Below are 20,968 nucleotides of genomic sequence, written 5' to 3' on the forward strand. Positions count from 1 at the left end.
AATTTCACACGCGTAATCCGGTGCGCTTTGCTACAATGGCACCCATGAAAAAAGTGAAAAAAGCCACCAAAGTAGAGATCGAAGCCATCAAAGCGGCCCTGATGGAGCGCTACAGCGAGGCCGTCACGGAACTGGATTACCGCAACGCCTACGAACTCGTCATCGCCGTCGCCCTCTCGGCCCAGTGCACGGACAAGCGGGTCAACCTGATCACCCCCGCGCTCTTTGAGAAGTACCCCGACCCCGCGACCCTGGCAGTTGCCGACGTCGACGACGTGAAGGAGATCATCCACAGCTGCTCTTTCTTTAACAACAAAGCCGTCAATATCGTCAAGATGGCGCAGCGGGTCATGGAGGTCTACGGGGGCGAGATCCCGATGAATGAAAAGGATCTTGTCACCCTCGCGGGCGTCGGGCAGAAGACGGCCCACGTCGTCATGATCGAGTACACGGGGGCGAACCTGATGGCCGTCGACACCCACGTCTTCCGCGTCGCCCACCGCCTGGGGCTCAGCGACGACGAAACGGCGCTGAAGACCGAAGAGACTCTGGTCAAGAAGTTCAAGACGGACCTGCACGCCCTGCACCAGGGGATGGTCCTGTTCGGCCGCTACATCTGTACGGCGAAGAACCCCAAATGCGACACGGAGTGTTTTTTGAAGGCGTACTGCAAGAGTACGGAGGGGTTCAAGGCGCGTTAAGCACGCGCCGCGATGACGCGCTCGACGACCGCGAACAGCTGTTCAACGCTTTCAAGGTCGACACGTTCGCGGGTCGAATGCGGATGGGTGATCGTCGGCCCGACGGAGGCCATCTGCATCTGCGGGAAGTGCTTCTTGATGATGCCGCACTCCAGTCCGGCATGGATCGCGTCGATCGTCACGGCGCCGCCGGAAACCGCCTCGTAGGCCGCCCTGACCTCTTCGACGAACCCCTCCTGCTCCGGCTCCCAGGGGGCATAGAATCCCTCGCTCTGCACCGCCGCTCCGAAGGCTTCGAAATAGGCTGTCGTCTCCGACGCGATGCGCTGCAGCTCCGCCTCGATCATCGAACGGGCACTGAGTTTGATGGTCAGCGCCGTCTCGGTCGTCGCGATCTCGGCGAGGTTGATGCTCGTGCGCACGATGCCCAGTCCGGCATCAAAGGCTCTTACCCCGTGCGCAAACGCGTGCAGCATCGGCAGCAGCGGGTTTTCAATGACCTCGCACTGCTGTTTTCCCAGGGAGCGGAGCATCGCATCATCTACTTCCGTCTCGAACGCGACCGTCGCAATGGCCCGTTTGGGCACGGCGTTGCGGCGCTCTCCCCCCTCGATGGAGACGACCGAAGCTCCCAGATCGTAGAGCTTCGCTGCAAGCTCCTTGATCGCATTGGGGATGTTTTTGTCGATATCGACGCCCGAGTGCCCCCCGGGGTACCCTTCGGCCACCGCTTCGTAACAGTAGAGCTCCCGCGCCGTGCGTGTCAGCGGCAGCGTCACGTTCAGGTCGACCCCGCCGGCACACCCCACGGTGATCTCGCCGAACTCCTCGCTGTCGAGGTTGAGCAGCAGCGGGGTCTTGAGCGGGACGCCAAGGTCCCGGGCGCCGACAAGCCCCGTCTCCTCGTCGGAAGTGAAGAGGCAATCGACAGGCCGACCCGCTTCCATCAGGGCCAGCATCATCGCCATTCCTATGCCGTTGTCCGCGCCGAGTGTCGACTCTTTGGCGTGCAGCCATCCCGCCTCTTCATAGAGTTCCAGCGCCGGGGCCCGTCCGATGCAGACCATGTCATAGTGCGCCTGCAGGGTCACGCGGGCCTCCGGATGGGTGCAGAGCAGATTCCCCGCGGGGTCTGTATGCACGGCATAGCCGTACGCCTCCGCTTTTTCCCCCAGGTAGGCGAGCATCTGCGCCGTCTCGCCGGAACAGTGCGGAATGGTACAGAGCGTTTTGAAATGTTCGATGACCGTCATGGGGCCCTCCTATTTTTTCAGCGCGATAAAGGTCGCGAAGTTGCCCCAGCGGAAGATCGTCTCGCAGTGGGCAAAGCCGCAGCGCGTCACCATCTCCCTGTTTTCCGCCTCGGTATAGGGGATGAGGACGTTCTCCAGCGCTTCGCGCTTCTGCATGATCTCGTACTCGCTGTACCCCTGCGCCTTTTTGAAGTCGTAATAGCCGTCGATCAGGAGCTTATTGAGGCGCTTGTCCTCGCTGACGACCTTTTCACTGAAGATGAAGACCCCGCCGGGATTGAGCGCGTCGAAAATGCGCTGCACGAGCGTCTCGCGCACCGGCGGACGGATGAACTGCAGGGTGTAGTTCGTGATGAAAACATCGGCCGCCTCGTAGTCGAAGCGCATGATGTCGGCCTCTTCGAGCCTGATCTTCGAGCCGAAGACGGCGAGCTTTCGCCGTGCCTGTTCCAGCATGGAGGCCGCGTTGTCGATGCCGACGAGCTCGGCCCCCACTTTCAGCTCCCGCTCGATGCTCAGCAGCGTCGAGGCGGTGGAGCAGCCCAGATCGTAGAGCCGTCCGCCCTCGGGAAGATACGCCAGCGCGAAACGCTTCGTCAGCGCCATCGCCTCCTCGTAAAAGGGGACGGAGCGCTTGAGCATGTCGTCAAAGACCGCGGCGATCTGCTCATCGAACTCAAACTGCTTCTCGATCGGTTTGTTGAATACTTTGTCTTCCATTACTCTCCCCTCTCGTTGGCGCACGCCACGCAGAGCGTCGCTTCGGGCATCAGTGCCAGCCTCGCCGGCGCGATCGCTTCGTCGCACGCTTCGCAGACCCCGAACGCTTCGGCATCGATGCGCGACAGTGCGTAGGCCAGACGGTTTTTGCGCCGCAGCGCCGCTTCATACGCCTTGGCCGCGACCTCCTGCTCCCCCATAAGCTCCGAACGCGTCAGTTCCCCCAGGCAGCAGTCCGGGGCGATCGGCTCGAGCTGGGGTTCCAGCTGCGCGATCTCGTCGGCCGTCTTCGCCGCTGCCGCTTCAAGCGTCTGCCGCAGCGCCGCCTTCGCTTCCGTTGTCATTCATCGGCGTCCAGGTGGATCACTTCGGCGACGTCCAGGCCGAAACCGCCCAGACCGACGAATGAAGGCGCATGGGCATCGGTGATGAGACGCATATGCTTCACGCCCAGGGACTTGAGGATCTGTGCACCGACACCGTACTCTTTCATGTTGCCCCCGGTTGCATCGGGGTTGTTGATGAAGACCAGGACCCCGCTGTTCTGCTTGAGGTACTCAATGCTCTCGATCAGGCGGCCGTACTTGGACTGGTTGAGCAGCAGGTCGAGGTCGGGGATGACGTTGTGCACCTTGACGTTAGCCGTTTCATTGACGTTGTAGAAGACGACGGCCGTATGGCGGTTCCCCTCGTGATCTACGAAATCGTGGCGCTTGGCCTTGACGCCGAAGAACTCGATGTCCGCCTCTTCCGTGCTGTGTACCAGGGTCTCGTTGGCCATGCGGTACTCGACGATGTCGGAGATATAGACGACCTGCAGCGCATGCTTCTCGGCGAAGATGTCGAGGTCGTCGCGGCGTGCCATCGTGCCGTCCTCTTTCATCACTTCGCAGATGACGGCCGACTCGCTCAGCCCCGCGAGACGGCAGAGGTCAACGGAGCCTTCCGTATGCCCCGTGCGCACCAGGGTGCCGCCCTCTTTGGCAATGAGCGGGAAGATGTGCCCCGGGCGCGCCAGCTGCTCCGGGCGGCTGAGAGGATCGGCGAGGATGCGGATAGTGAGGTCGCGCTCGCCCGCGGAGATCCCCGTGGTCGCTTCCGTCGCATCGACGGAGACGGTAAAGGCCGTTTCGTGCGCCGAGGTGTTGGAGGTGACCATCGGCGTCAGCTCCAGCCGCTTGGCCGTCGCTTCGGAAAGGGCCACGCAGATGAGTCCCTTGGCGTGCGTCGCCATAAAGTTGACGTGCTCCGGCGTTGAGAAGACCGATGCGTAAACAAGGTCCCCCTCGTTCTCTCTGTCCTCGTCATCCATCATGATGACCATCTCGCCGCGCTTGATCGCTTCAATCGCTTTTTTTACCCGTTCGATCGGTGTCATTTCTCTCCCTAACAATGCTTCGGAATGCATACTTGTTTTGTGAAATCCGTATATAATAGTTGCAATTATAGCCAATAAAAATTTTTCGTAAATTTCTCCCCGAAACCCTTGACATTGCGGCATATATTGCCTATAATTTCGGCCTCAACTGACACAGAGCAGTTGGAAATGCGGACTGGGGTATCGCCAAGCGGTAAGGCACTTGGTTTTGGTCCAAGCATTCGGGGGTTCGAATCCCTCTACCCCATCCACTTGGATGACTCTTTTTTTTAACGATCGCGGGATAGAGCAGTTCGGTAGCTCGTCGGGCTCATAACCCGAAGGTCACAGGTTCAAATCCTGTTCCCGCAACCAATCGAAACCTTCAACTTAACCATCAAACTTTTTTCCAAAATGAGCTCTTTTCTTATCTGATTTATTCCGAAGGTCACCGGCCTGTTCGGTACTTCGTACATCGACCGTGCGCGTCGGCCTGAGAACGTGAAGCAGTTCACCTTCTCCTGACGGCCTTTGGCGGTTCAAATCCTTCGCCTGCAGCCAATCGAAACCTTCAACTTAAAAATCAAACTTTTTTTCCAAAACGAGCTCTTTTCTTTTCAGGTATTACTGTACGCTGCGCGCCGCCACGTCCCTGACCATTCGGCTGAAACCGGACGTCATGAAATAACCGTGCACGTAGGTCTTGATCTTTGAAGGCGCCAATGCCCCGGCCAGTTCCGGGGTCTCCGCATCGGGAAGCACGATGTATTCCATCCCCAGGCGCCGGCACGCCTCGGCTTCACTCAGTACCAGCTCCCGCACAAACGGCGTCTCCGGATTCAAGACGGAAACCACGCGCCGTATCCCGTTGCGGCGCTGCAGCCGCTCCAACGCCGCCGGGTCAGGATAAGGACCCGCGTAAAGATTCGTGCCGACGAAATAGACGCTCCCCTTGAAGGGCTGCAGCGGGTTGGCATATGCTTCGACTATGTCGAAATGGGTCAGCACCATCAGCAGGTAGTAGCTTAAAAACGTCAGCAGCAACAAAACGCGCACGCTCCAGAAGCGGAAGTTCTCAAACCATTTCAAATCGACATCCTTTTGATCTGGCCCCAGGAGCGGTTAAAGAAGTTGAACGTGGCGAGGAACCCCTCCACTTTGAGAATCGGCCGGTAGAAGAACGGTTCCAGAAAACTCAGCACCAGCAGCCGATAGATATCCTTCAGCTTCGTGAAACGGCGCTTGACGAACATGTCTAAAGAGAGGGCGCCGATATTGAGGACGGTTCCCCAGGTGAACTCCAGCAGGAAGAAGAGCACGAGCGCCTCCTTGTTCAGCAGGCCGAAAACGTAGAGCGTGATGATGGAGACGAGGCCCAGGAACGTCACCAGCGGCGCGACCCCCTCGATCAACAGATAATAGGGCATTGCGAGCATTCCCACCCTGCCGTATTTCGGGTTGAAGACCATATCCCGGTTGTAGTAAAGGGTTTCGATCAATCCCCGGTGCCAGCGGTTGCGCTGGCGCAGAAGCGATTTGTAGTCGGTGGGCACCTGCGTCCAGCACATCGTGTCGGGGAGGAAGCGGACGGTATGGTCGATGCCGTGGTCGTAACAGTGGCGATGCATGCGCACGAGCAGATCGAAGTCCTCCCCCACCGTGTGGCGGTAACCGCCGATGGAGAGGACCATATCTTTGCGGAAAACGCCGAAAGCGCCGGAGATAATGAGCAGGGCGCCGAAACGTTCCCAGGCGATCCTGCCGGCCAGAAAGCCCCGGGTGTATTCGAGCACCTGGAAGGCCTCGATCTGCGTGTTCGGCACCGCGCGGCGCAGGACATGCTTCTCGACGACATCGCAGCCGTTCATCACGTTGACCCTGCCGCCGATGGCTACCAGCCTCCGGTCGAGGGAGAAAAGGACGATGCTCCTGAGAATCGCGTCGAACTCCAGCAGCGAGTCTGCGTCCACACTGCAAAAAAGCGGATACCGTGAGACGTTGATGCCGCAGTTGAGCGCATCCGCCTTCCCGCCGTTGCCTTTGTCGACGACGATCAGGTTCGGATAGTCCGGCGAGGTATAGGTCTGCCGGATCGCTTCGTGGGGGACGTTCAGGCGTACGGGAACGTTGCTCGGTTCCAGGGCGAACTCCTCCTTGAGGCGCGTCAGCGTGCCGTCGGTTGAGCCGTCATTGATGACGATGATCTCATACTCGGGGAAATGCAGCTTTAAAAAGGAGTGGACCGAGGCGGTGATCGTCTTCTCCTCGTTGAACGCCGGGACCAGGAGCGATATCGGACGGTAGTTGTTCGAGTTGATGATCCGGCTGACAATGACGTTCTTGGCCGAGAAAAAATAGCCCATGATCTGTTTGAGCGAGATCAGGATAAACAGCGTCGTCGTCATGTTCGTCATCACCAGGAACAGCAGGTAAAGCACCTGAAGCAGCAGAAAAAGATAGATCAGATATTCATGCATTATCGTACTCCGCAACCGGGCAGAAGGCGTTGAGGCCGTCAAGGAAAAAGGCATCGTTGATCTTGTCGGCGGCGTTGCGCGTGACGATCTCCAGGATCTCCGCGCGCCCGATGCCGTGTTGTTTACAGGTTTCGAAGATGTTCCGTCTGACATAGTAGTTTTCGTCGAAAAAGTAGACGTAGAGGAAGCTCAGCGCCTCGTTACCGCAGAGGTCGAGCCCCGTCCGCGAGCAGACGATACGGGTCACGGGGGCGTGACTTTGATAATACGCCGCGATCACGTCGCACTCCATCGCCCCGATCTTGTGGAAACTTCGGATATAGGTGATGACGAACTGTTCATCCTCCCGGTAGCGCGCAAACAGCCTTTTGAGCAGCGGAGCGTACTCGGGGTTCTTCGTGTCCCCCATCGCCGCGACGACGCTGCGAACCATCACCATCGGCGCGGCGCGGAACAGCACCCCGTTCAAAAAGATCTCGAGCTCCCGGTACGGGACGTTCACGAGCGCCTGCATATAGACGAATTCGCTGAACTTCAGGCTGATCCCCCGGTTGTATGCCCCCTGCAGGACATCCGTGATGTGTTCAAGGTCTTCGTCCGTTTCGGCGAGCTTCGCAAAACCGTACACGGAGTAGACCATCATCTCGAACTCGGTATGTTTTTGGATCATCCGCTCGAAAAAAGATTTCAGACGCGGCGAATAGAGGAAGAGCATCTTCGTAAAAAAGAACTTCTTTTTTACCTCCGACCAGCTGGTGCGGTAACGGTGAAGCAGATAGGTGTCGACCTCCATCTCCATGGCAAGATCGCGCGTCTTTCTCCGCTCCCCGACGGGGAGAAAACTGTTCACCTCGGTCAAGGCGTCGGCGAGCGCATAGTAATCGAGCCTGCCGTTCACCGCGAGTTCGTTCCGCCCCGATGCAAGGTAGCGGTTGATCTGCGGAACGTACTGCTCTTTGCGCAGCAGCACGATGTGCCGTCTGCGCTCGATGGAGTACTGCGAAACCGACAGGACGATGAGCAGAACAACCGCGCTCAGGAAAAACACGACCGTCACGTCCCAGACGAGCGGCAGCTTGTCCGTCAGAAACGTCAGCCATATCTGCAGAATATTTTCCGGCATTACCAGTACCTTTTGACGTAGACGCTCGCGCCCCGGCGATCGAATGTCGCGGTGTCTGAACGGTAATGGTCATAAAAGAGGGCCGCGCCCGCCATCCATTCCGGCGTCAGCCGGTAGCTCCCCTCCCCCCGGAACATGTCCGCGTCCGTATGGCTGAACACATTGCCGATGTCGACCTTTTCCGACGAGGAGGCCCGTGTATAGGAGAGCATGGCCTCCCAGCGGCAGGCGCTTTCGTATTTCAGCAGATTCAGCAGCGCGTAACTGCCGCTCTCGGGAATCCAGTAGAACTTCTGGTTCCAGGTGTAACGGTCGCCGAAATAGAGGGAGTACTCCGGCACCAGCAGATGCGTGTCGCTCTCTTTATAGTGGCTATAGACGTACCCCATGCCGAACTCAAAATGCCCAACTCCCTTGTAAAGGTGCCCGCCGAGGCTGTAACGGGGGAGGAAATCCGCGTCCGGCGCCGCGGAGAAGGAGAGGTAGCCCCAAGTCCCGTTCCCGAAGGCACCATAAAGCTCTCCGCGCACATTCGTGTCGTAGAGGCCGTATCGCCAGACCCTTTCAGCCGTGGCGACGAGCACACTGCGCGCGATCGGCACTTCGACTCCGGCATAGACCCGCCCGTCGTCGTCCCTGTTGTCGCTGTAGCCGGCGGACTCCGCTCCCGCCTCGAACGCGTGGACCATGGTACGGCAGTAGAGCTGCGGGTAGGTCTTGCGGAACGTCTCCAGTGCCTGCCCGTCCAACGCCGATACGGCGGCCCCCGCTTTGGATTTTTCATGCAGCCGCAGCAGCACCGTGACATAGAGCCGTGTCGTTTCCAGGTCTCCGGGCTGCTCCGCGACCAGCGTTTCAAGCAGCGCTTCGGCTTTGCCCGGCTCTCCCGCTTCCAGGTAGAGCGCCGCCAGTTTTTTCCCCGTATTGCAATTCGCATTGCGTGTATAGCTTTGCTGCAGACGTTCGGCGGCTTCGGCGTATTTGCCCTGCCAGCGCAGCAGGTCCGTCAGGATCGCTTCCGCTTCCGCACTCGCGGGGTAGCGCTCCAAAAGCGCGCGGTCAGCGGCTTCCGCTTTGGGCAACGCACCCAACCTGATCAATGCGCGGACGCGCAGCAGCATAACATCGTAGGCGTTCCTGACCGCTTCGGGTTCGCCGTCGATCAGCGCCGGGACCTCTGTTGGCGCCTCCTCCAGGAGTGCCTCGCCCTTCTCGAGCAGCAGGGTCGTCCGCACCTGCAGGTAGACTTTGTCGTTCCCGTAGGCCGGGTCCAGCGACACAAGTCGCCCGAACTGCGTGGCCGCCTCCCCGGTGCGTCCCGACCAGAAGAGCAGCGTCGCGTACTGTTTCAACACGGCCCCGTCGCCGGGAAAGGCCTCGGTCAGCATGCGCGAGGCGTCGCAGGCCGCCGGCGCGCCCCGCGCGCGTGCCGTTTCGTACAGGTGGTCGATGAAGAGCTGCCTGATCCTGCCGGGATCGTCTTTCACGGTCTCAAAGTCACCGACGCCGAGCGCTACTGCCATCTGGCGGATGTCGGCGTCGCGGCTGCCGACAAGGCAGCGTACCGAGTACTCCCCCGGCTCCGCGTAGGTCACGCAGTAAGGCGCGAGACCGGCCGAGAGACGCGCCCTCGCCCCCTCCGCTTCTGATGCCGTTTCGAAATGACCGAGTCTTGCCGAGAATATCTCCGCCGACAGACAAACCGGCAGCAGAATCAACGGCAGAAAAGTGCGTTTCATGCTTTCTGACCACATTCTTTCATATTTTTATCATACACTGCATGATACGGTATGCTACCTAAAGTGTTGATTCTCCACGTTAAAAAACAATATTATTACGTTTCTTATACATCAACATTATTCAGCCACAGCACTTCACACAGATGAAAAATAGACAGGAAACAGGATACGCCTGCAAAGAGGGTAGGAACGGTATAAAAGAAGAGAGGGAAATAGTTGCTTGCCAGGACGGCGGGACGTCCCGAAGCGATTAGAACTGTTTGGCGTAAACGGCAACGGCGATCAGACCGACATAGACCATTGCCATGAAGTTGAACTTCGTACGAAAATAGTTATCCAAAGCGTGCATCGTTTCTCCTTGTGCCTTGATTGTCACTCTTATTGCAATTATGGTTCCGGACAGGGTTCGCCGTTTTCGGAGGAGCAGCTGTTATCGATGGGGGTGCCCAGCGGCGTGTTGATGATCCCCTCGATTTTTGCCTGGTCGAAGCCGCACATGCGGTGGCCGTTGACGCTGATAAGGGGACGGCGGATGAGGATGGGGTCTTGCAGCAGCATGCTAAGGGCCGCTTCGGCGTTATAGGCCGTGGGGTCGACCCGCCCCTCTTTGACGGCGGGGGCGTTGGGGTTGAACCACTCGGCCACGGGACGCTCGTCCAGGTAGGTCTTCAGCTCTTCCGGGCTCATACTGAGCGCCAGCAGGTCCTGCACGATGAGCGTGCATCCCGCCTTGTAGAGCAGCTTCTTCTGGCGCGCGTTGGTCGCACACCCGGGTTTTTCGTAAAAGAGGACTAGCGTCATCCCAGCTCAACCATATCAATGGCTTTATCGGTAAGGCAGTAGGTCGTCGTACCGTCGTCGTCCTCGGTCATGCAGTGGTTCAGACACCCCGCATCCCACAGGGTTTCGATCGCTTCGTCGACAAGCTTCTGATCAAGCCCGAGGTAGAAGGCGATATCCTCGGCTTCGTAGACGCTGTAGTTCTCCTCGTCGGCGAGGTTGTAGATCGCCTTCATCACGCTGCGGAGAATCCGCGTCTTGCTAATCGGTTCGGACATATCCATACCAGTTTCAGACATCTCAACACTCTCTTCGGACATTTTTACTCCTTCAAAGCCGCTATCTGTTTTTGCAGTGCGATCCGCTGCAGCGGATGCAACTGCGTCTTTTCCACCCATGTCTCATACGCCTCGGTATAGTGCGCTTTAAGTAGAGGATGCAAATTCTGTGCCTGCTTGCTCAGCGTCTCCAGATAGGCCTTCGCCTCGTCGTATGTGAACTTCTTGACCGGCTGCAGGCGGCGCTTTACCCCGTCGACCAGCTTGTCGTCCAGGTGCGCTTCGGCCATTCCCAGGAAGCTCGTCGCGGCCCCCAGGTCGGCGTAATGTTCGTTCCAGATACGGCCGTTGATGACCTGGTCGCAGGCCATGTCGATAAAGACCGGCGCGTACTGCAGCACCTGCACCAGTTCGGTAAAGTCGTTGTCGACCATGGCGCGAAAAAGCATCCGGCTCCGGTTGCGCACCTTGACCCGCAGCCGGTCGTTGGCAATGACGTCGGGGTGCAGACGGGTAAAGCGTTCGTACGCCCCCAGGCGCGAGTGGTTGAAGGCCATGATGGAGACCATGACGTTTTTGTCGCTGACCTGCTCCGGGTGCGAACCGGAAGGGCGGTAGAAGGCCCACTCCAGCCGCGCTTCGTCATCCTCGTGGTAGAGGTAGAGCTCGTCGCCCCGCGTTTCGAAGTCCGGCTCATCCTTGAGGGCTTCGATCTCTTCCTTGTAACTCAGGTCGTACACCGTATACCTCCTTACAGATCAAAGTAGAAGACGTCGCCGTAGGGCTCGAAACGCTTCATGTTGCGCTTCTCGCTCACCAGGAAAAGCGTCGGCAGGTGCGAGGCCTTTTCGATCTTGAAGAAGCCGTCGCTGAGCACCATCAGCGTCGCCGCCGCCTCGTCCGCGGTGTTGAGGTACTCCAGCACCGGTGCGAACTGCGTCCCGCCGTTGCCCTTCTCGAACGCGACCTCCGGTTTGAGCGCCTGGGCGTCGTAGGTGACGATCTTCTCCTTGTCGACCTCATCGTCAAAGGGAATTACTGTCACCTTGAAGTCGGTACTGAGGCGCAAAACCCCGTCGATGATGCCGAGGAACTTTGAGAAGGTGTCGCGGCTGATACTCATGGAGCGGTCCAGCGCAATGTAGAGGTTGAGGCGATTGTTCTCCTGACGGTAGCCGGGCAGGTAGAGCTCCTGGTAGATGAAGCGGCGGTTGGGCCGGGAGAAGTCGCTCTGCTTGTCGAAGAAGCTCTCCGTCATATAGGTATGAAGGAGCGTCGCCAGGTCGATCTTGGGACGGGTGACTTCGCGGATCACCTCCAGGAAGGAGGCCGGGATGTTCCCCTGCTTCTGCGCCGCGCCCATCGCCTGCACGATCAGCGCGTCGATATCTTCCATCGCCGCTTCGCTGTCGCCCTCGCTCTCTATGAGGTCCTGCTTCTGCTCCTGGGGGTTCTCATCGTCGGGCGTGCCCTCCCCCTCGGGGTTCTCCTGGTACAGCGTGTTGTAGACCTCTTCGACGCTCTGGTCGCGGTACTTCTCCATCATCACTTCGTGCTCCGGCCGCTCGCCGACCCGCTCGAAGTCGTCGAGCAGCAGGTTGATGACGACGTCGCTGCTGCGGTTCCACGTCTTGTGGTCGCGCCCGCCCATGCGGAAAGGGTGCTTGAGCATGATGTGCAGCAGCGTATGCGCGTAAATGTACTTGAGCTGCTGTTCGGGGATGGTGTCGGCCATCGTCGTATCGACATAGATAGCCGTCCCGTCGGTCTCGAATGCTTCGTGGGGGTTCTTGCGGAAGCGCATGGGCAGGGAGAGTGCCAGCACGCTCAAAAACGGATGGTCAAATAGAAACTGGACGCGGATCTTCTCCAGCCGGCGCTGCAAATCGCTCTGTTCTTCTGGCATAGCCCTCTCTCTACCCTGGGTTTATGCCGGAAAATATGCAATCGCTGTTCTATGAATAAAAGGCTACACCTCCCCCTTCAGGTAAGCCTTGCGCTCCTGTTCCGGGAACTTTTCGATGGCGTAGCGCAGCATCGTCCGCGGCATCGCCTTGTAGCGGGAGGCGAGAAACGCCCGCTCTCTGTCCGGATCACGGTTGCCCACTTCCCGCAGCATCCAGCCGACGGCCTTGTGGATAAGGTCGTGGGTGTCACGCAGCAGCAGTTCCGCTATTTCCAGCGCCGTATCGAACTTTCTGTTGCGGATAAAGTAGAACGTCGCCATGATCGCGATGCGGCGCTCCCATAGGCTTTCAGATCGTGCGAACGTGTAGAGGATCGCTTGGTCCCTCGCTATCAGGTGCTCACCGACAATGTAGGGTGCAGAGCTGTCGACGAGGTCCCAGTTGTTGATATAGGTGGTATTCGCCATGTAGCAGTCATAAACCGCCTCTTCCTCCACCGCATCCCCGCGCTCGTACTTCGCAACCATCAGCAGCAGTGCGAAAAGCCGCTCTTCATGATAAGGAGAGTGCAGCAGCTTCTCAACCTCTTGCAGCGGCGCCGCACGAAACTTGGCAACCTGCTTTCGCAGTACCGGAACGCGGATGCCGAGGAACCTGTCCCCTGCTCCGTATTCCCCCTCGCCCGTTTTGAAAAAGCGCTGCGAATGTTCGGCGATGTCGGGGTCGCCAAAGCTTTTGAGGGTTTTGCTAATTAGTTCTGTATTCATTACATTTGTTTGTTAAATTTCTTTTTCTAACTCACTGATTATTGCTTCAGGCGTGATCGCTCCATTATATAAATGGATGAATAAGATATGAGCTCTTAACAGGAATGCAAAATCTTGAATATCTTCAACTTTCGGCTTCATCGATTTTTCTAAATTCACTTCAACAAAATCTTTCCCCATTGAGAGTTGAATATAGGGCTGATCAAAATTTATTTTTGAAATAATCCTATATTGAGGATGAAATAAAATAACTTCATAAGTGCTCATTAAATTAGATATTAAATTCTCACCTATTGTCACAAATGCACTTACAACATCAAAATACGCATCAACGTCATGTACACCCGGAATTTCATAATGATGTTCTAACCTATTTCTAAAATTATTGAGTTTCTCTAGAGATCTTGCGTTAAAGACACCAGCTACTTTGAAAAAACCAAGTTTTTTATCTATACCTAATCGCTTTTGTCGATATAAATCGTCCAGACCTAAGAAATTCAACAATAAATCAAGTTGACAATCGACGGCTCTTTTAAGATTAGAGGTTGCATTAACAAGTTTATAGGCGTTTATCTTCTCCCCTGATAGATCTTTTTCTGCAAATGAAACAAAATCTCTAGGAGTTAGTTGAAACATTGGTAGATGTGGATAACCCCCACTCGTACTATCACATTCTAAGTCAGCAAGATGTTGTTTTAAAAAGACAAGTACTTTATCTCTCACTAATATCCTTCACGGAATTTAATGTTTAAAATGAGCAATAAAAAAGTCGCACACATAGTTTTGATTGCTCTCCGCTGATTCGTTATGTTCTATTTTTTTGTAATGAGCATTAGAAGACCAATAACAATTGCCCCAACTATTAATCCTGCCCAAAATTTATCAACTTTTATCTTCTCAGCAATTTTAGAAATGGCCTCATGTAGTTGTTTAGGACTGCTTTTTAAATCAATAGCTTGATGATTTCCTACCCATCCCGGTAATTCTTCAGGGGAGATATCAATGAGCAGAGGAATAATTGTTTTTTTCTGAACTAGAGAAGCGCCTAGTTCTTGTTGCACAGCCGCAGACGAAATAGAATTTTTTGATGCTAAAAAAAATACCCAATCTGCTTGCTCTAGATTTTTGAAAATGGACGTTGTCCAGTGACTACCAGCTTCTATTGAAATGCTTGCTAAAAAAGTTTCAATTCCAGCCATTGTTGTTGCAGAATATAAACTTCTAGCTAATTGTTCATCTTTAACTGAGTAACTGATGAATGCTGAACTCATCTATACCTCCAAGGTGATTTGTATAAAACATGACGCTCTATTCAATCTATTCCTAATAGATTCAAATCAATATACCACCTGTCAACTTAACACATAACAAAACTATTTAATACAGAAAAAAAAGAGTGGGACGAAGGAAATCGTCCCGGGAGAGGTTTTAGTGGCGGTACTCTTTATGGTGCCCGTAGGCGTGGCCATGACCGTTGCTGCGTTTATAGACGATACGGCCCTCTTCGTAATATCCTGACGGGTATCCGGACTCATAATAGATGACAGGTTCGCCCCTGTAAGCGTACGGTGCACGGATGACGCAGCCGGTAAAAAGCAGTGGGATGAGTGCAAGCAGAATGTATCGCATCTTCTATCCTTTAATTGTTAGATAGAAGAAGCATAGAAAAAAATCGTGAGTAGATCGTGACGCAGTTAGCCCTCACAGGCTAATCAATGCCGCATTTTTTCAGTACCGGTGTCCCCGATGGTAGCTGCCGTACGGATAGATGTCATAGTAGATAACCGGGCCGTGGTGATGCGGCCCCGGGACCCGTACGACACAGCCGCTGAAAAGCAGTGCAAAAAGCAGTATGAACAGGTAGCGCATCGTTTATCCTTTTGTCGTTCTTTTCAGAAAGCATAGGGAAATTTCATGAGCCGTTTGTGAGGGAGAATGCCTGCCCGGGGCGGCCAGACGTAGCGGTTAGCGAGGAAAGGTTTGCTCTATCAAGCGTACCTTTTAAAGGATGTACTCCCCGTACTTTGCCAGCCAGGCGTCGAAGGCGCCGTGGGTCGCGATGGATTCGTCCTTGACGATGACGTCCTTGACGAGCATGACGCCGAACTCCGTCGGGAGGGTTTCGCTGTAAGCAAAGAGGTGGTCTTTGTGGGTGTCGGAACCGTTGTAGTACTCGACAAGCGCGGAGACAAGCGCGTAAAGCAGTGCCGGCTGGTTCTCGATCTGCGGGTAGTGCCCCTCGTAGATCGCGGCGACATCCGGCAGCTCCTCGTAGACCTTGACGTAGGAGACGAACTCGATCCCGGCGGCGTAGCCGATGGTGCCGTAGATGACAGGGGCGATCTTGCCAATGTCCAGATTGGACTTCAGGATGTTCGAGAGCATGTGGTAACTGCGCGGCGTCGCAAACGCCGGGTTGGCGTCGTCCTCGACGACCGGTTCGGTCGAGAGCAGGTCCGGGCGGAAGCCCAGGAAACCGATGACGAAGTGGTGCAGTTTCGATTTCAGCGCGAAGAGCTTGAAGTCGTCGAAACGGGCCTGGACGTGCAGGTGTACCATCCGGTTGGCCAGCGGTGTGGGCAGGCGGAAGACGACCCCGCGGTCGCTGACGCGGTTCCCCGCGCAGATGATCCGCCACCCTGCGGGCAGGTCGTACTCGCCCATGCGGCGGTTGAGCACCAGCTGGTAGATGGCCGCCTGTACCGACGGTGGCGCGGAGTTGAGCTCGTCGAGGAACAAAATCCCCTCGGAATCGGGATCTTTCGGAAAAAAGACCGGCGGCATCCAGACCGTCTGCTCGTCGCGGATCGCCGGGACGCCCCGGAGATCGACCGGGTCCATCTGCGAGAGGCGCACGTCGACGAGCTCCAGTTTGTTCTTTTCCGCAACATCGGCAACAATGTAGGATTTGCCGATGCCCGGGCTGCCGTGAATGAACAGAGGGGTATCTGTCTTAATCAGTGTATCGATATGGTCGTAAAGTTCCGTGGTCGAGATCGAGGGAGTTGTCATTTAAAGGTAGCGTTCCTTTCGTGGGAGTGGTTAATGTCGGGTGCCTGAAACGTCAGGCACTCAGCTCTTTGACCATGCATTTAAAGCAGGTGAGCTGATCATCGCAGGTGGCGCAGGCCGGGGCGATGGAGCCGACCCGGTCATAGATGTATTTTTTCCAAAGCTTCTCTTTGGGTTTCTCCTCCGCCAGCTTCGGGAAGTTCTTTTTCATGAACTGGCCCATCTCTGTACGGCTGTTGAAGCCCATGTCCTCGTAGAGGTGGTCCATCAGCAGCGATTTCTGCGCGACCAGGGGTGCCAGGACCGTTTTGGCGTAGTAGTTGACCGCATACGCGGCGAGGAGTGTCTTGACGTCTTCATACATTTTGACATGTTCAGGCGGCATGATGGCTGTCATGGAATCTCCTTGAATATAACTCATCAACATGCAAGTACCGTTCTACTGTCTGCCGTAGAGCAGGTAGAGATAGTCGTGAATGTCGCTGAGGAAGAAGCGGCGGTTGTCCCGCTCCTCGAAATGCCCGACCCAGCCCGGGTCCCCCTCCGCCGTCATCTTGCTCGGATGGACGAACTCGTTATAGGGGAGCGTCGCCTTGAGCGGACCGCAGTCGTTGATAGCGTCGACGACCGCTTCGAAAATCGCGTCGAGCGTTTCGTCGTCCGCCGTGAGGTACAGATTCCCGTCTTTCTGGTAAAAGCGGTAGATGTTCAGGATCTTCTGTGCTTCGGCACTGTGTGCTTTGTTCATTTTCTTGACATTCATAGCAAGGGCACCTCCATATACCCTAACGTTCCAGACCGAAGACGCCGACATAGAGTATGTCTTCCGGCGTCTCCAAAAAGGTCTGCAGTTTCTTATCGTAAAAGGCGCCTATGGCCGTGTACCCCACCCCGCGCGCGGCGGCTTCTAATGAGAGGCCGTGCGCAAAGGCGGCCGAGGCCATCTGCAGGTCCGCACTGTACTTAGGCGTGCTCAGGACCATGACGATCTCCGCGTTTGAGACGAAACGCTGATCGACCAGCATCCCGGCGATGGGCTCGGCAAAGTCGCCCGTCTTTATCCGTTTGCCCCCGCGGTAGACACCGGCAGGGGTCTGATCATCCCGGAGCACGATCGCGTAGGCGTTCATCCACTCCGGCGTTCGCGTGAGCGTATGCATAATGCGTTCAAATGCATCCGCCGGCATCGTCTTCCCGGCGAAGACCCGGGCGGAGCGACGGGCACGCTGCAGGGCCTCGTCGGCGCTGCCGCTCATGCGCGGCGGCAGGGTCGTGCCGACGGGATGGTGCTGCACGATCCAGCCGGGAACGACCCCGTCGCTCTCGTCATAGTCCGTGGGCGCCACCTGCATCAGGGGCGTTTTCGGCAGCTTGACGGGTTTCTCCCCCGCCTTTCCTACGGCCATAGCCGCGCAGACGAACTCCTGCTGCCCGAACCCCATCATGTGGTTCAGCGCCGAGAAATCCGCCTCGCCCAGCAGCGTCGTGTCAAGCCCGTACGCTTCCATTGCGGCGCAGAGCGCGCCGATCTGGTGACCGGCATCCATGTAGCAGTAGCGCCAGGCGCGGTGACCGTACTTCCATTCGGAACGGAACGGGACAACGCTGACGACAAAAAGGAACCCGTCAAAGCGCGTTTCCATCCCGACGAAGTGCTCCAGGCCCTCGGCACCGCATTCGCGGATAAGGACCATCTCCTCTTTGAGGGCGTCCAGGTGATACGTGCCGCTCAGCACCCCTTTGACCCCCCGAACCTGCACATAGAGCTCCACGGGGTGGAGATTGCCGGCAGAGGGGGTATTGAGGCGCAGGTAGGGTTTGCCTCCGACATTCCCCTCAAAAGTGATACAGCGCGAGAGCGCCAGCGGGGCGAGCTCCGCATGGGCGTCGAAACCGATGCGATAGAGAAACTCCGGGTACTGTTTAAAAAGGGAGGGCTGCGAAGCCCAGTCGATGTAGCCGCCGGAACGGGCGACACGCAGCGGCGTCAGCGCCGTGGCATCATACAGCTCACGCATAGCGCAGCTGATTGAGAACGTCCCGGTTGACGGCGAAATCGATGGCGCAGTAGCCGTCCATGTTCTGCATGGATTTGTCGGCGCCGAGGGAGAGAAGCGATTTAACGCTATTAAGACGGGAAGCGGAGACGGCGTACATCAGCGGTGTTTCGCCGTTCTCGTTGATGTCGTCAATGTCCGCGCCGGCAGCGAAAAGGCGGGCAATGATCGCGGCACTGTCGGCATAACAGGCGTTGAAAATGACGCCGTTAAAGTCGTTGTTGACCGCATAGAGGTCCACGCCGGCCTCCAGCAGGCGCTGGACCATCGTATCGTTGCCCTCAAGCGCTGCCTGCAGCAGCGGAGTATTACCGTTAAAGGCCCGGGATTCCAGGTCGCTGGGGTCAAATCCGCGTGCCAGCAGCCACGCAATATAGTTCTCTGCCATGACGAACTCCTTAGTTAGAAGGTTTAGACGCTCATCCACTCTTCGTGAGAATGGCCGTGACCGGTCTTCTTCTCGTTGACCAGTTTGTCAACAGCTTCGATACAGGCGTCGTAATTGACTTCGTCAACGATCTCGGGAACGATCTCGCGGTAGGCGACGAGGCCGTCACGGTCAATGACGTAGACGGCGCGGGCCATACGGTCTTTGAGTTTGCCTTCGCTGATCAGCAGGCCGTATTTTTTCGCAAAGTTGCGGTCCGGGTCAACGACAAGTTCCGCAGCATCGATGGACTCTTTCTCGGCAAAGTCTTTGACAAAGTCAAGATCGTCCGTCGTCACCATGACGGCGTTGAGCTTTTTGAAGGTTTTGAGAAGATCATTGAACTTCTTTGCGCCGAGAGAGCAGACTTCCGTTTTCAGCGAAGGAATAGCGATGAGCAACTGGGTATTGGGAGCGATCATACCAATGACGTTCTGTGAACCGTCAAGTTTCGTAATGCGTGCCGCCGGGGCTTCTCCGCCCAGAGTGGGCTGCTTTCCGATAAGGGGGGTCGGGGTGCCGTGTACCGTAATTTCCATAACATATCCTCTGTGAGATTTTCGCTAACAATGCAAAAAACGTTCTTGTGAAATTCCCATAGGTGCCTATTTTTTATACTACATATTTGTCGCATTTTGGTGTAGGCATGGACTATAATAACGACTGAATCTAGGTTCAACCAGGCGATTGAAACCGCTATAAACTGTAGTAAGAAAGAAAAAACGTAATGATGTATGACTCCCCCGTGATCCCCGACAGGCCCGAATGTAAGACCTGTTCGTTGACCTTTGCCTACAAAGAGATCGAACTGCTTTACGAAATCGCGGTCATCCTGGCCAGTTCGACGGACATCAAGGAGACGATTGAACAGGGCATGCGCCTGCTCAAGCGTCACAACTACCTGGAACGCTGTGCACTTTTCCTGCTCAATGAAGAAGATGTCCTGGACCTGTACGCTTCGATCGACCTTACCGAACAGCAGCGCCTGATGGCGACCTACAAACTCGGCGAAGGCGCGACGGGTCTGGCAGCACAGGGCGGCGAACCGGTCGTGATCGAAAATATCCACAACAGTATCGACTACCTCAATAAAATGGGTATTGTCAACAGCAAATCCGTCTCCTACGTCGCCGTGCCGGTCATCCAGGACGATGCCGTCACCGGCGTCATCTCCGCCAACCTCGGCCCCAACGCGCCGCTGAACTTCGACGAGATCGTTCGCATGCTCACCATCGTCGGTTCCCTCTTTAGCGGAACGCTCGCCATCCAGCAGCGCTACCTCAAGGAGAAAGAGGAGCTCAACCAGCTCAAGATGTACTATAAAGAGGAGATGCTCAGCGAGCACCGCTTCGAGAACATCATCGGGCGCAGTACGAAGATGCGCCAGATCTTCAGCATGCTCGAGACCGTTGCCCCGACCGACGCGACGATCCTTGTACGCGGTGAGACGGGTACAGGTAAGGAGCTGATCGCGACGGCCGTGCACAACCTCAGCCAGCGCAAGAACGGTCCCTTCATCAAGCTCAACTGCGCCGCCATCAGCGAGACCCTGCTCGAATCCGAACTCTTCGGTCACGAAAAGGGCGCCTTTACCGACGCCAAAGAGATGCGCAAAGGGCGCTTCGAGCTGGCCGACGGCGGCACCCTCTTCCTCGACGAGATCGGCGACATCACCCCGGCCCTGCAGGTCAAACTGCTCCGTATCCTCCAGGAGCAGGAGTTCGAACGCGTCGGCGGTACGAAGACAATCAAGACCAACGTCCGCCTTGTCGCGGCGACGAACCGGAACCTCGAGGATATGGTCAAAAAAGCAGAGTTCCGCGAGGACCTCTATTACCGACTGAACGTCATTCCGCTGAACCTGCCGCCGCTGCGCGAACGCTACGAAGACGTCAAACTGCTCGTCGAACACTACATGAAGAAGTTCATGAAAGAGCACAACAAGAGCATGGTCCTCTCCAAGGCGGCACTGGAGCTGCTGCTCGACTACCCCTGGCCGGGCAATATCCGGGAACTGCAAAATACGATGGAGCGCCTCGTGCTGATCTGCCCCGAGGGCGAAGTCCAGCCGGAGATGCTCAACCACGTTCTGCCGTTCAATTACCAGAAGCTCTACAACCCCTCCACGCCGGAGCCGACACCGCAGCCCGTGCCGGCAGCCCCTGTCGCCCCGCCGCCGATCGAGGAGGCGCCGGCCAACGCCGAATCGCACCCGGTCACCAAGGCGACCCTGCAGGAGCTGGAAAAAGAGTCCATCATCCAGGCCCTGATCGAGAACCGCGGCATCCAGACCAAAGCGGCGGCCCAGCTGGGCATGACGCCGCGCCAGATCGGCTACAAGATCAAGAAGTACGGCATCGACATCTAGAT

General features: G+C 56.5%; 25 protein-coding genes and 2 tRNA genes. 4 read left to right on the forward strand and 23 right to left on the reverse strand.

Going from position 1 to position 20,968, the window contains the following annotated elements; genetic code table 11:
* Window positions 1-44 precede the first annotated feature (44 nt).
* Window positions 45-701 carry an endonuclease III gene (nth, locus tag WCX72_RS07195; RefSeq protein WP_345969161.1) on the forward strand — a complete coding sequence of 219 codons (657 nt, stop codon included), beginning with the start codon at window positions 45-47 and terminating at the stop codon, window positions 699-701.
* Here nth and WCX72_RS07200 read toward each other — a convergent pair.
* Genes WCX72_RS07200 through WCX72_RS07215 form a run of 4 tightly spaced genes read right to left on the reverse strand, consistent with a single transcriptional unit; the run spans window position 698 to window position 4,052 of the window.
* Complete coding sequence (locus tag WCX72_RS07200; RefSeq protein ID WP_345969162.1) at window positions 698-1,954, reverse strand: M20/M25/M40 family metallo-hydrolase; 1,257 nt, start codon at window positions 1,952-1,954, stop codon at window positions 698-700. The genes nth and WCX72_RS07200 overlap by 4 nt on opposite strands.
* A 9-nt stretch (window positions 1,955-1,963) precedes the next feature.
* Complete coding sequence (gene cmoA / locus WCX72_RS07205; protein ID WP_345969163.1) at window positions 1,964-2,674, reverse strand: carboxy-S-adenosyl-L-methionine synthase CmoA; 711 nt, start codon at window positions 2,672-2,674, stop codon at window positions 1,964-1,966.
* Window positions 2,674-3,018: a TraR/DksA C4-type zinc finger protein gene (locus WCX72_RS07210; RefSeq protein WP_345969164.1), complete on the reverse strand. Its 345-nt coding sequence runs from the start codon at window positions 3,016-3,018 to the stop codon at window positions 2,674-2,676. The genes cmoA and WCX72_RS07210 overlap by 1 nt, the downstream gene beginning before the upstream one ends.
* On the reverse strand, window positions 3,015-4,052 hold the full coding sequence (locus WCX72_RS07215) for a bifunctional 3,4-dihydroxy-2-butanone 4-phosphate synthase/GTP cyclohydrolase II (protein ID WP_345969165.1): 1,038 nt from the start codon (window positions 4,050-4,052) through the stop codon (window positions 3,015-3,017). The genes WCX72_RS07210 and WCX72_RS07215 overlap by 4 nt, the downstream gene beginning before the upstream one ends.
* A 176-nt stretch (window positions 4,053-4,228) precedes the next feature.
* Here WCX72_RS07215 and WCX72_RS07220 point away from each other — a divergent pair.
* Both WCX72_RS07220 and WCX72_RS07225 read left to right on the forward strand, forming a co-directional pair.
* A tRNA-Gln gene (locus tag WCX72_RS07220) sits at window positions 4,229-4,303 on the forward strand.
* A 26-nt stretch (window positions 4,304-4,329) separates the two neighbouring features.
* Window positions 4,330-4,406, forward strand: a tRNA-Met gene (locus WCX72_RS07225).
* A gap of 249 nt (window positions 4,407-4,655) precedes the next feature.
* On the opposite strand, the gene WCX72_RS07230 is transcribed toward WCX72_RS07225, so the two are convergent.
* The 19 genes from WCX72_RS07230 to WCX72_RS07320 all read right to left on the reverse strand — a co-directional run bounded on the left by WCX72_RS07230 (window position 4,656) and on the right by WCX72_RS07320 (window position 19,137).
* The gene (locus tag WCX72_RS07230; protein ID WP_345969166.1) at window positions 4,656-5,120 is read right to left on the reverse strand and encodes a hypothetical protein; all 465 of its coding nucleotides are present in this window, start codon (window positions 5,118-5,120) and stop codon (window positions 4,656-4,658) included.
* The gene (locus tag WCX72_RS07235; RefSeq protein ID WP_345969167.1) at window positions 5,117-6,508 is read right to left on the reverse strand and encodes a glycosyltransferase family 2 protein; all 1,392 of its coding nucleotides are present in this window, start codon (window positions 6,506-6,508) and stop codon (window positions 5,117-5,119) included. Before WCX72_RS07235 ends, WCX72_RS07230 begins: the two co-directional genes overlap by 4 nt.
* Entirely contained in the window at window positions 6,501-7,631 is a 1,131-nt protein-coding gene (locus tag WCX72_RS07240; protein WP_345969168.1) for a hypothetical protein, read from the reverse strand. Before WCX72_RS07240 ends, WCX72_RS07235 begins: the two co-directional genes overlap by 8 nt.
* Window positions 7,631-9,370 carry a YaiO family outer membrane beta-barrel protein gene (locus WCX72_RS07245; protein ID WP_345969169.1) on the reverse strand — a complete coding sequence of 580 codons (1,740 nt, stop codon included), beginning with the start codon at window positions 9,368-9,370 and terminating at the stop codon, window positions 7,631-7,633. The genes WCX72_RS07240 and WCX72_RS07245 overlap by 1 nt, the downstream gene beginning before the upstream one ends.
* 387 nt (window positions 9,371-9,757) lie before the next feature.
* Entirely contained in the window at window positions 9,758-10,171 is a 414-nt protein-coding gene (locus WCX72_RS07250; RefSeq protein WP_345969170.1) for an ArsC/Spx/MgsR family protein, read from the reverse strand.
* Window positions 10,168-10,470 carry a hypothetical protein gene (locus tag WCX72_RS07255; protein WP_231018219.1) on the reverse strand — a complete coding sequence of 101 codons (303 nt, stop codon included), beginning with the start codon at window positions 10,468-10,470 and terminating at the stop codon, window positions 10,168-10,170. The genes WCX72_RS07250 and WCX72_RS07255 overlap by 4 nt, the downstream gene beginning before the upstream one ends.
* Before the next feature lie 2 nt (window positions 10,471-10,472).
* Entirely contained in the window at window positions 10,473-11,168 is a 696-nt protein-coding gene (locus WCX72_RS07260; protein ID WP_345969171.1) for a hypothetical protein, read from the reverse strand.
* 11 nt (window positions 11,169-11,179) lie between these two features.
* Entirely contained in the window at window positions 11,180-12,334 is a 1,155-nt protein-coding gene (locus tag WCX72_RS07265) for a VWA-like domain-containing protein (RefSeq protein WP_345969172.1), read from the reverse strand.
* A gap of 63 nt (window positions 12,335-12,397) precedes the next feature.
* A complete protein-coding gene (locus WCX72_RS07270) occupies window positions 12,398-13,102 on the reverse strand; it encodes a DNA alkylation repair protein (protein WP_345969173.1) in 705 nt (234 codons plus the stop codon).
* Window positions 13,103-13,114: 12 nt separating this feature from the next.
* On the reverse strand, window positions 13,115-13,825 hold the full coding sequence (locus WCX72_RS07275) for a hypothetical protein (protein WP_345969174.1): 711 nt from the start codon (window positions 13,823-13,825) through the stop codon (window positions 13,115-13,117).
* A gap of 89 nt (window positions 13,826-13,914) precedes the next feature.
* Window positions 13,915-14,373 carry a toll/interleukin-1 receptor domain-containing protein gene (locus WCX72_RS07280; RefSeq protein WP_345969175.1) on the reverse strand — a complete coding sequence of 153 codons (459 nt, stop codon included), beginning with the start codon at window positions 14,371-14,373 and terminating at the stop codon, window positions 13,915-13,917.
* 157 nt (window positions 14,374-14,530) lie between these two features.
* Window positions 14,531-14,731, reverse strand: coding sequence for a hypothetical protein (locus WCX72_RS07285; protein WP_345969176.1), 201 nt, complete (start codon window positions 14,729-14,731; stop codon window positions 14,531-14,533).
* 99 nt (window positions 14,732-14,830) lie between these two features.
* Window positions 14,831-14,971 carry a hypothetical protein gene (locus WCX72_RS07290; protein WP_345969177.1) on the reverse strand — a complete coding sequence of 47 codons (141 nt, stop codon included), beginning with the start codon at window positions 14,969-14,971 and terminating at the stop codon, window positions 14,831-14,833.
* 132 nt (window positions 14,972-15,103) lie between these two features.
* Window positions 15,104-16,114 carry a MoxR family ATPase gene (locus WCX72_RS07295; RefSeq protein ID WP_345969178.1) on the reverse strand — a complete coding sequence of 337 codons (1,011 nt, stop codon included), beginning with the start codon at window positions 16,112-16,114 and terminating at the stop codon, window positions 15,104-15,106.
* 52 nt (window positions 16,115-16,166) lie between these two features.
* Complete coding sequence (locus WCX72_RS07300) at window positions 16,167-16,511, reverse strand: nitrogen fixation protein NifQ (RefSeq protein WP_345969179.1); 345 nt, start codon at window positions 16,509-16,511, stop codon at window positions 16,167-16,169.
* Between the two features lie 42 nt (window positions 16,512-16,553).
* On the reverse strand, window positions 16,554-16,862 hold the full coding sequence (locus WCX72_RS07305; RefSeq protein WP_345969180.1) for a hypothetical protein: 309 nt from the start codon (window positions 16,860-16,862) through the stop codon (window positions 16,554-16,556).
* 37 nt (window positions 16,863-16,899) lie between these two features.
* A complete protein-coding gene (locus WCX72_RS07310) occupies window positions 16,900-18,132 on the reverse strand; it encodes a nitroreductase family protein (protein WP_345969181.1) in 1,233 nt (410 codons plus the stop codon).
* On the reverse strand, window positions 18,125-18,559 hold the full coding sequence (locus WCX72_RS07315) for an ankyrin repeat domain-containing protein (RefSeq protein WP_345969182.1): 435 nt from the start codon (window positions 18,557-18,559) through the stop codon (window positions 18,125-18,127). The genes WCX72_RS07310 and WCX72_RS07315 overlap by 8 nt, the downstream gene beginning before the upstream one ends.
* 23 nt (window positions 18,560-18,582) lie before the next feature.
* Window positions 18,583-19,137, reverse strand: a complete 555-nt coding sequence (locus WCX72_RS07320; protein WP_231018238.1) for a redoxin family protein — start codon at window positions 19,135-19,137, stop codon at window positions 18,583-18,585.
* Between the two features lie 188 nt (window positions 19,138-19,325).
* On the opposite strand from WCX72_RS07320, the gene nifA reads away from it, so the two are divergent.
* Window positions 19,326-20,966 (forward strand): nif-specific transcriptional activator NifA, encoded by a 1,641-nt coding sequence (gene nifA / locus WCX72_RS07325; protein ID WP_345969183.1) that lies wholly within the window; start codon window positions 19,326-19,328, stop codon window positions 20,964-20,966.
* Window positions 20,967-20,968 lie beyond the last annotated feature (2 nt).

The organism is Thiomicrolovo immobilis, assembly GCF_039645955.1.
GTDB lineage: Bacteria > Campylobacterota > Campylobacteria > Campylobacterales > Sulfurimonadaceae > Thiomicrolovo > Thiomicrolovo diazotrophicus.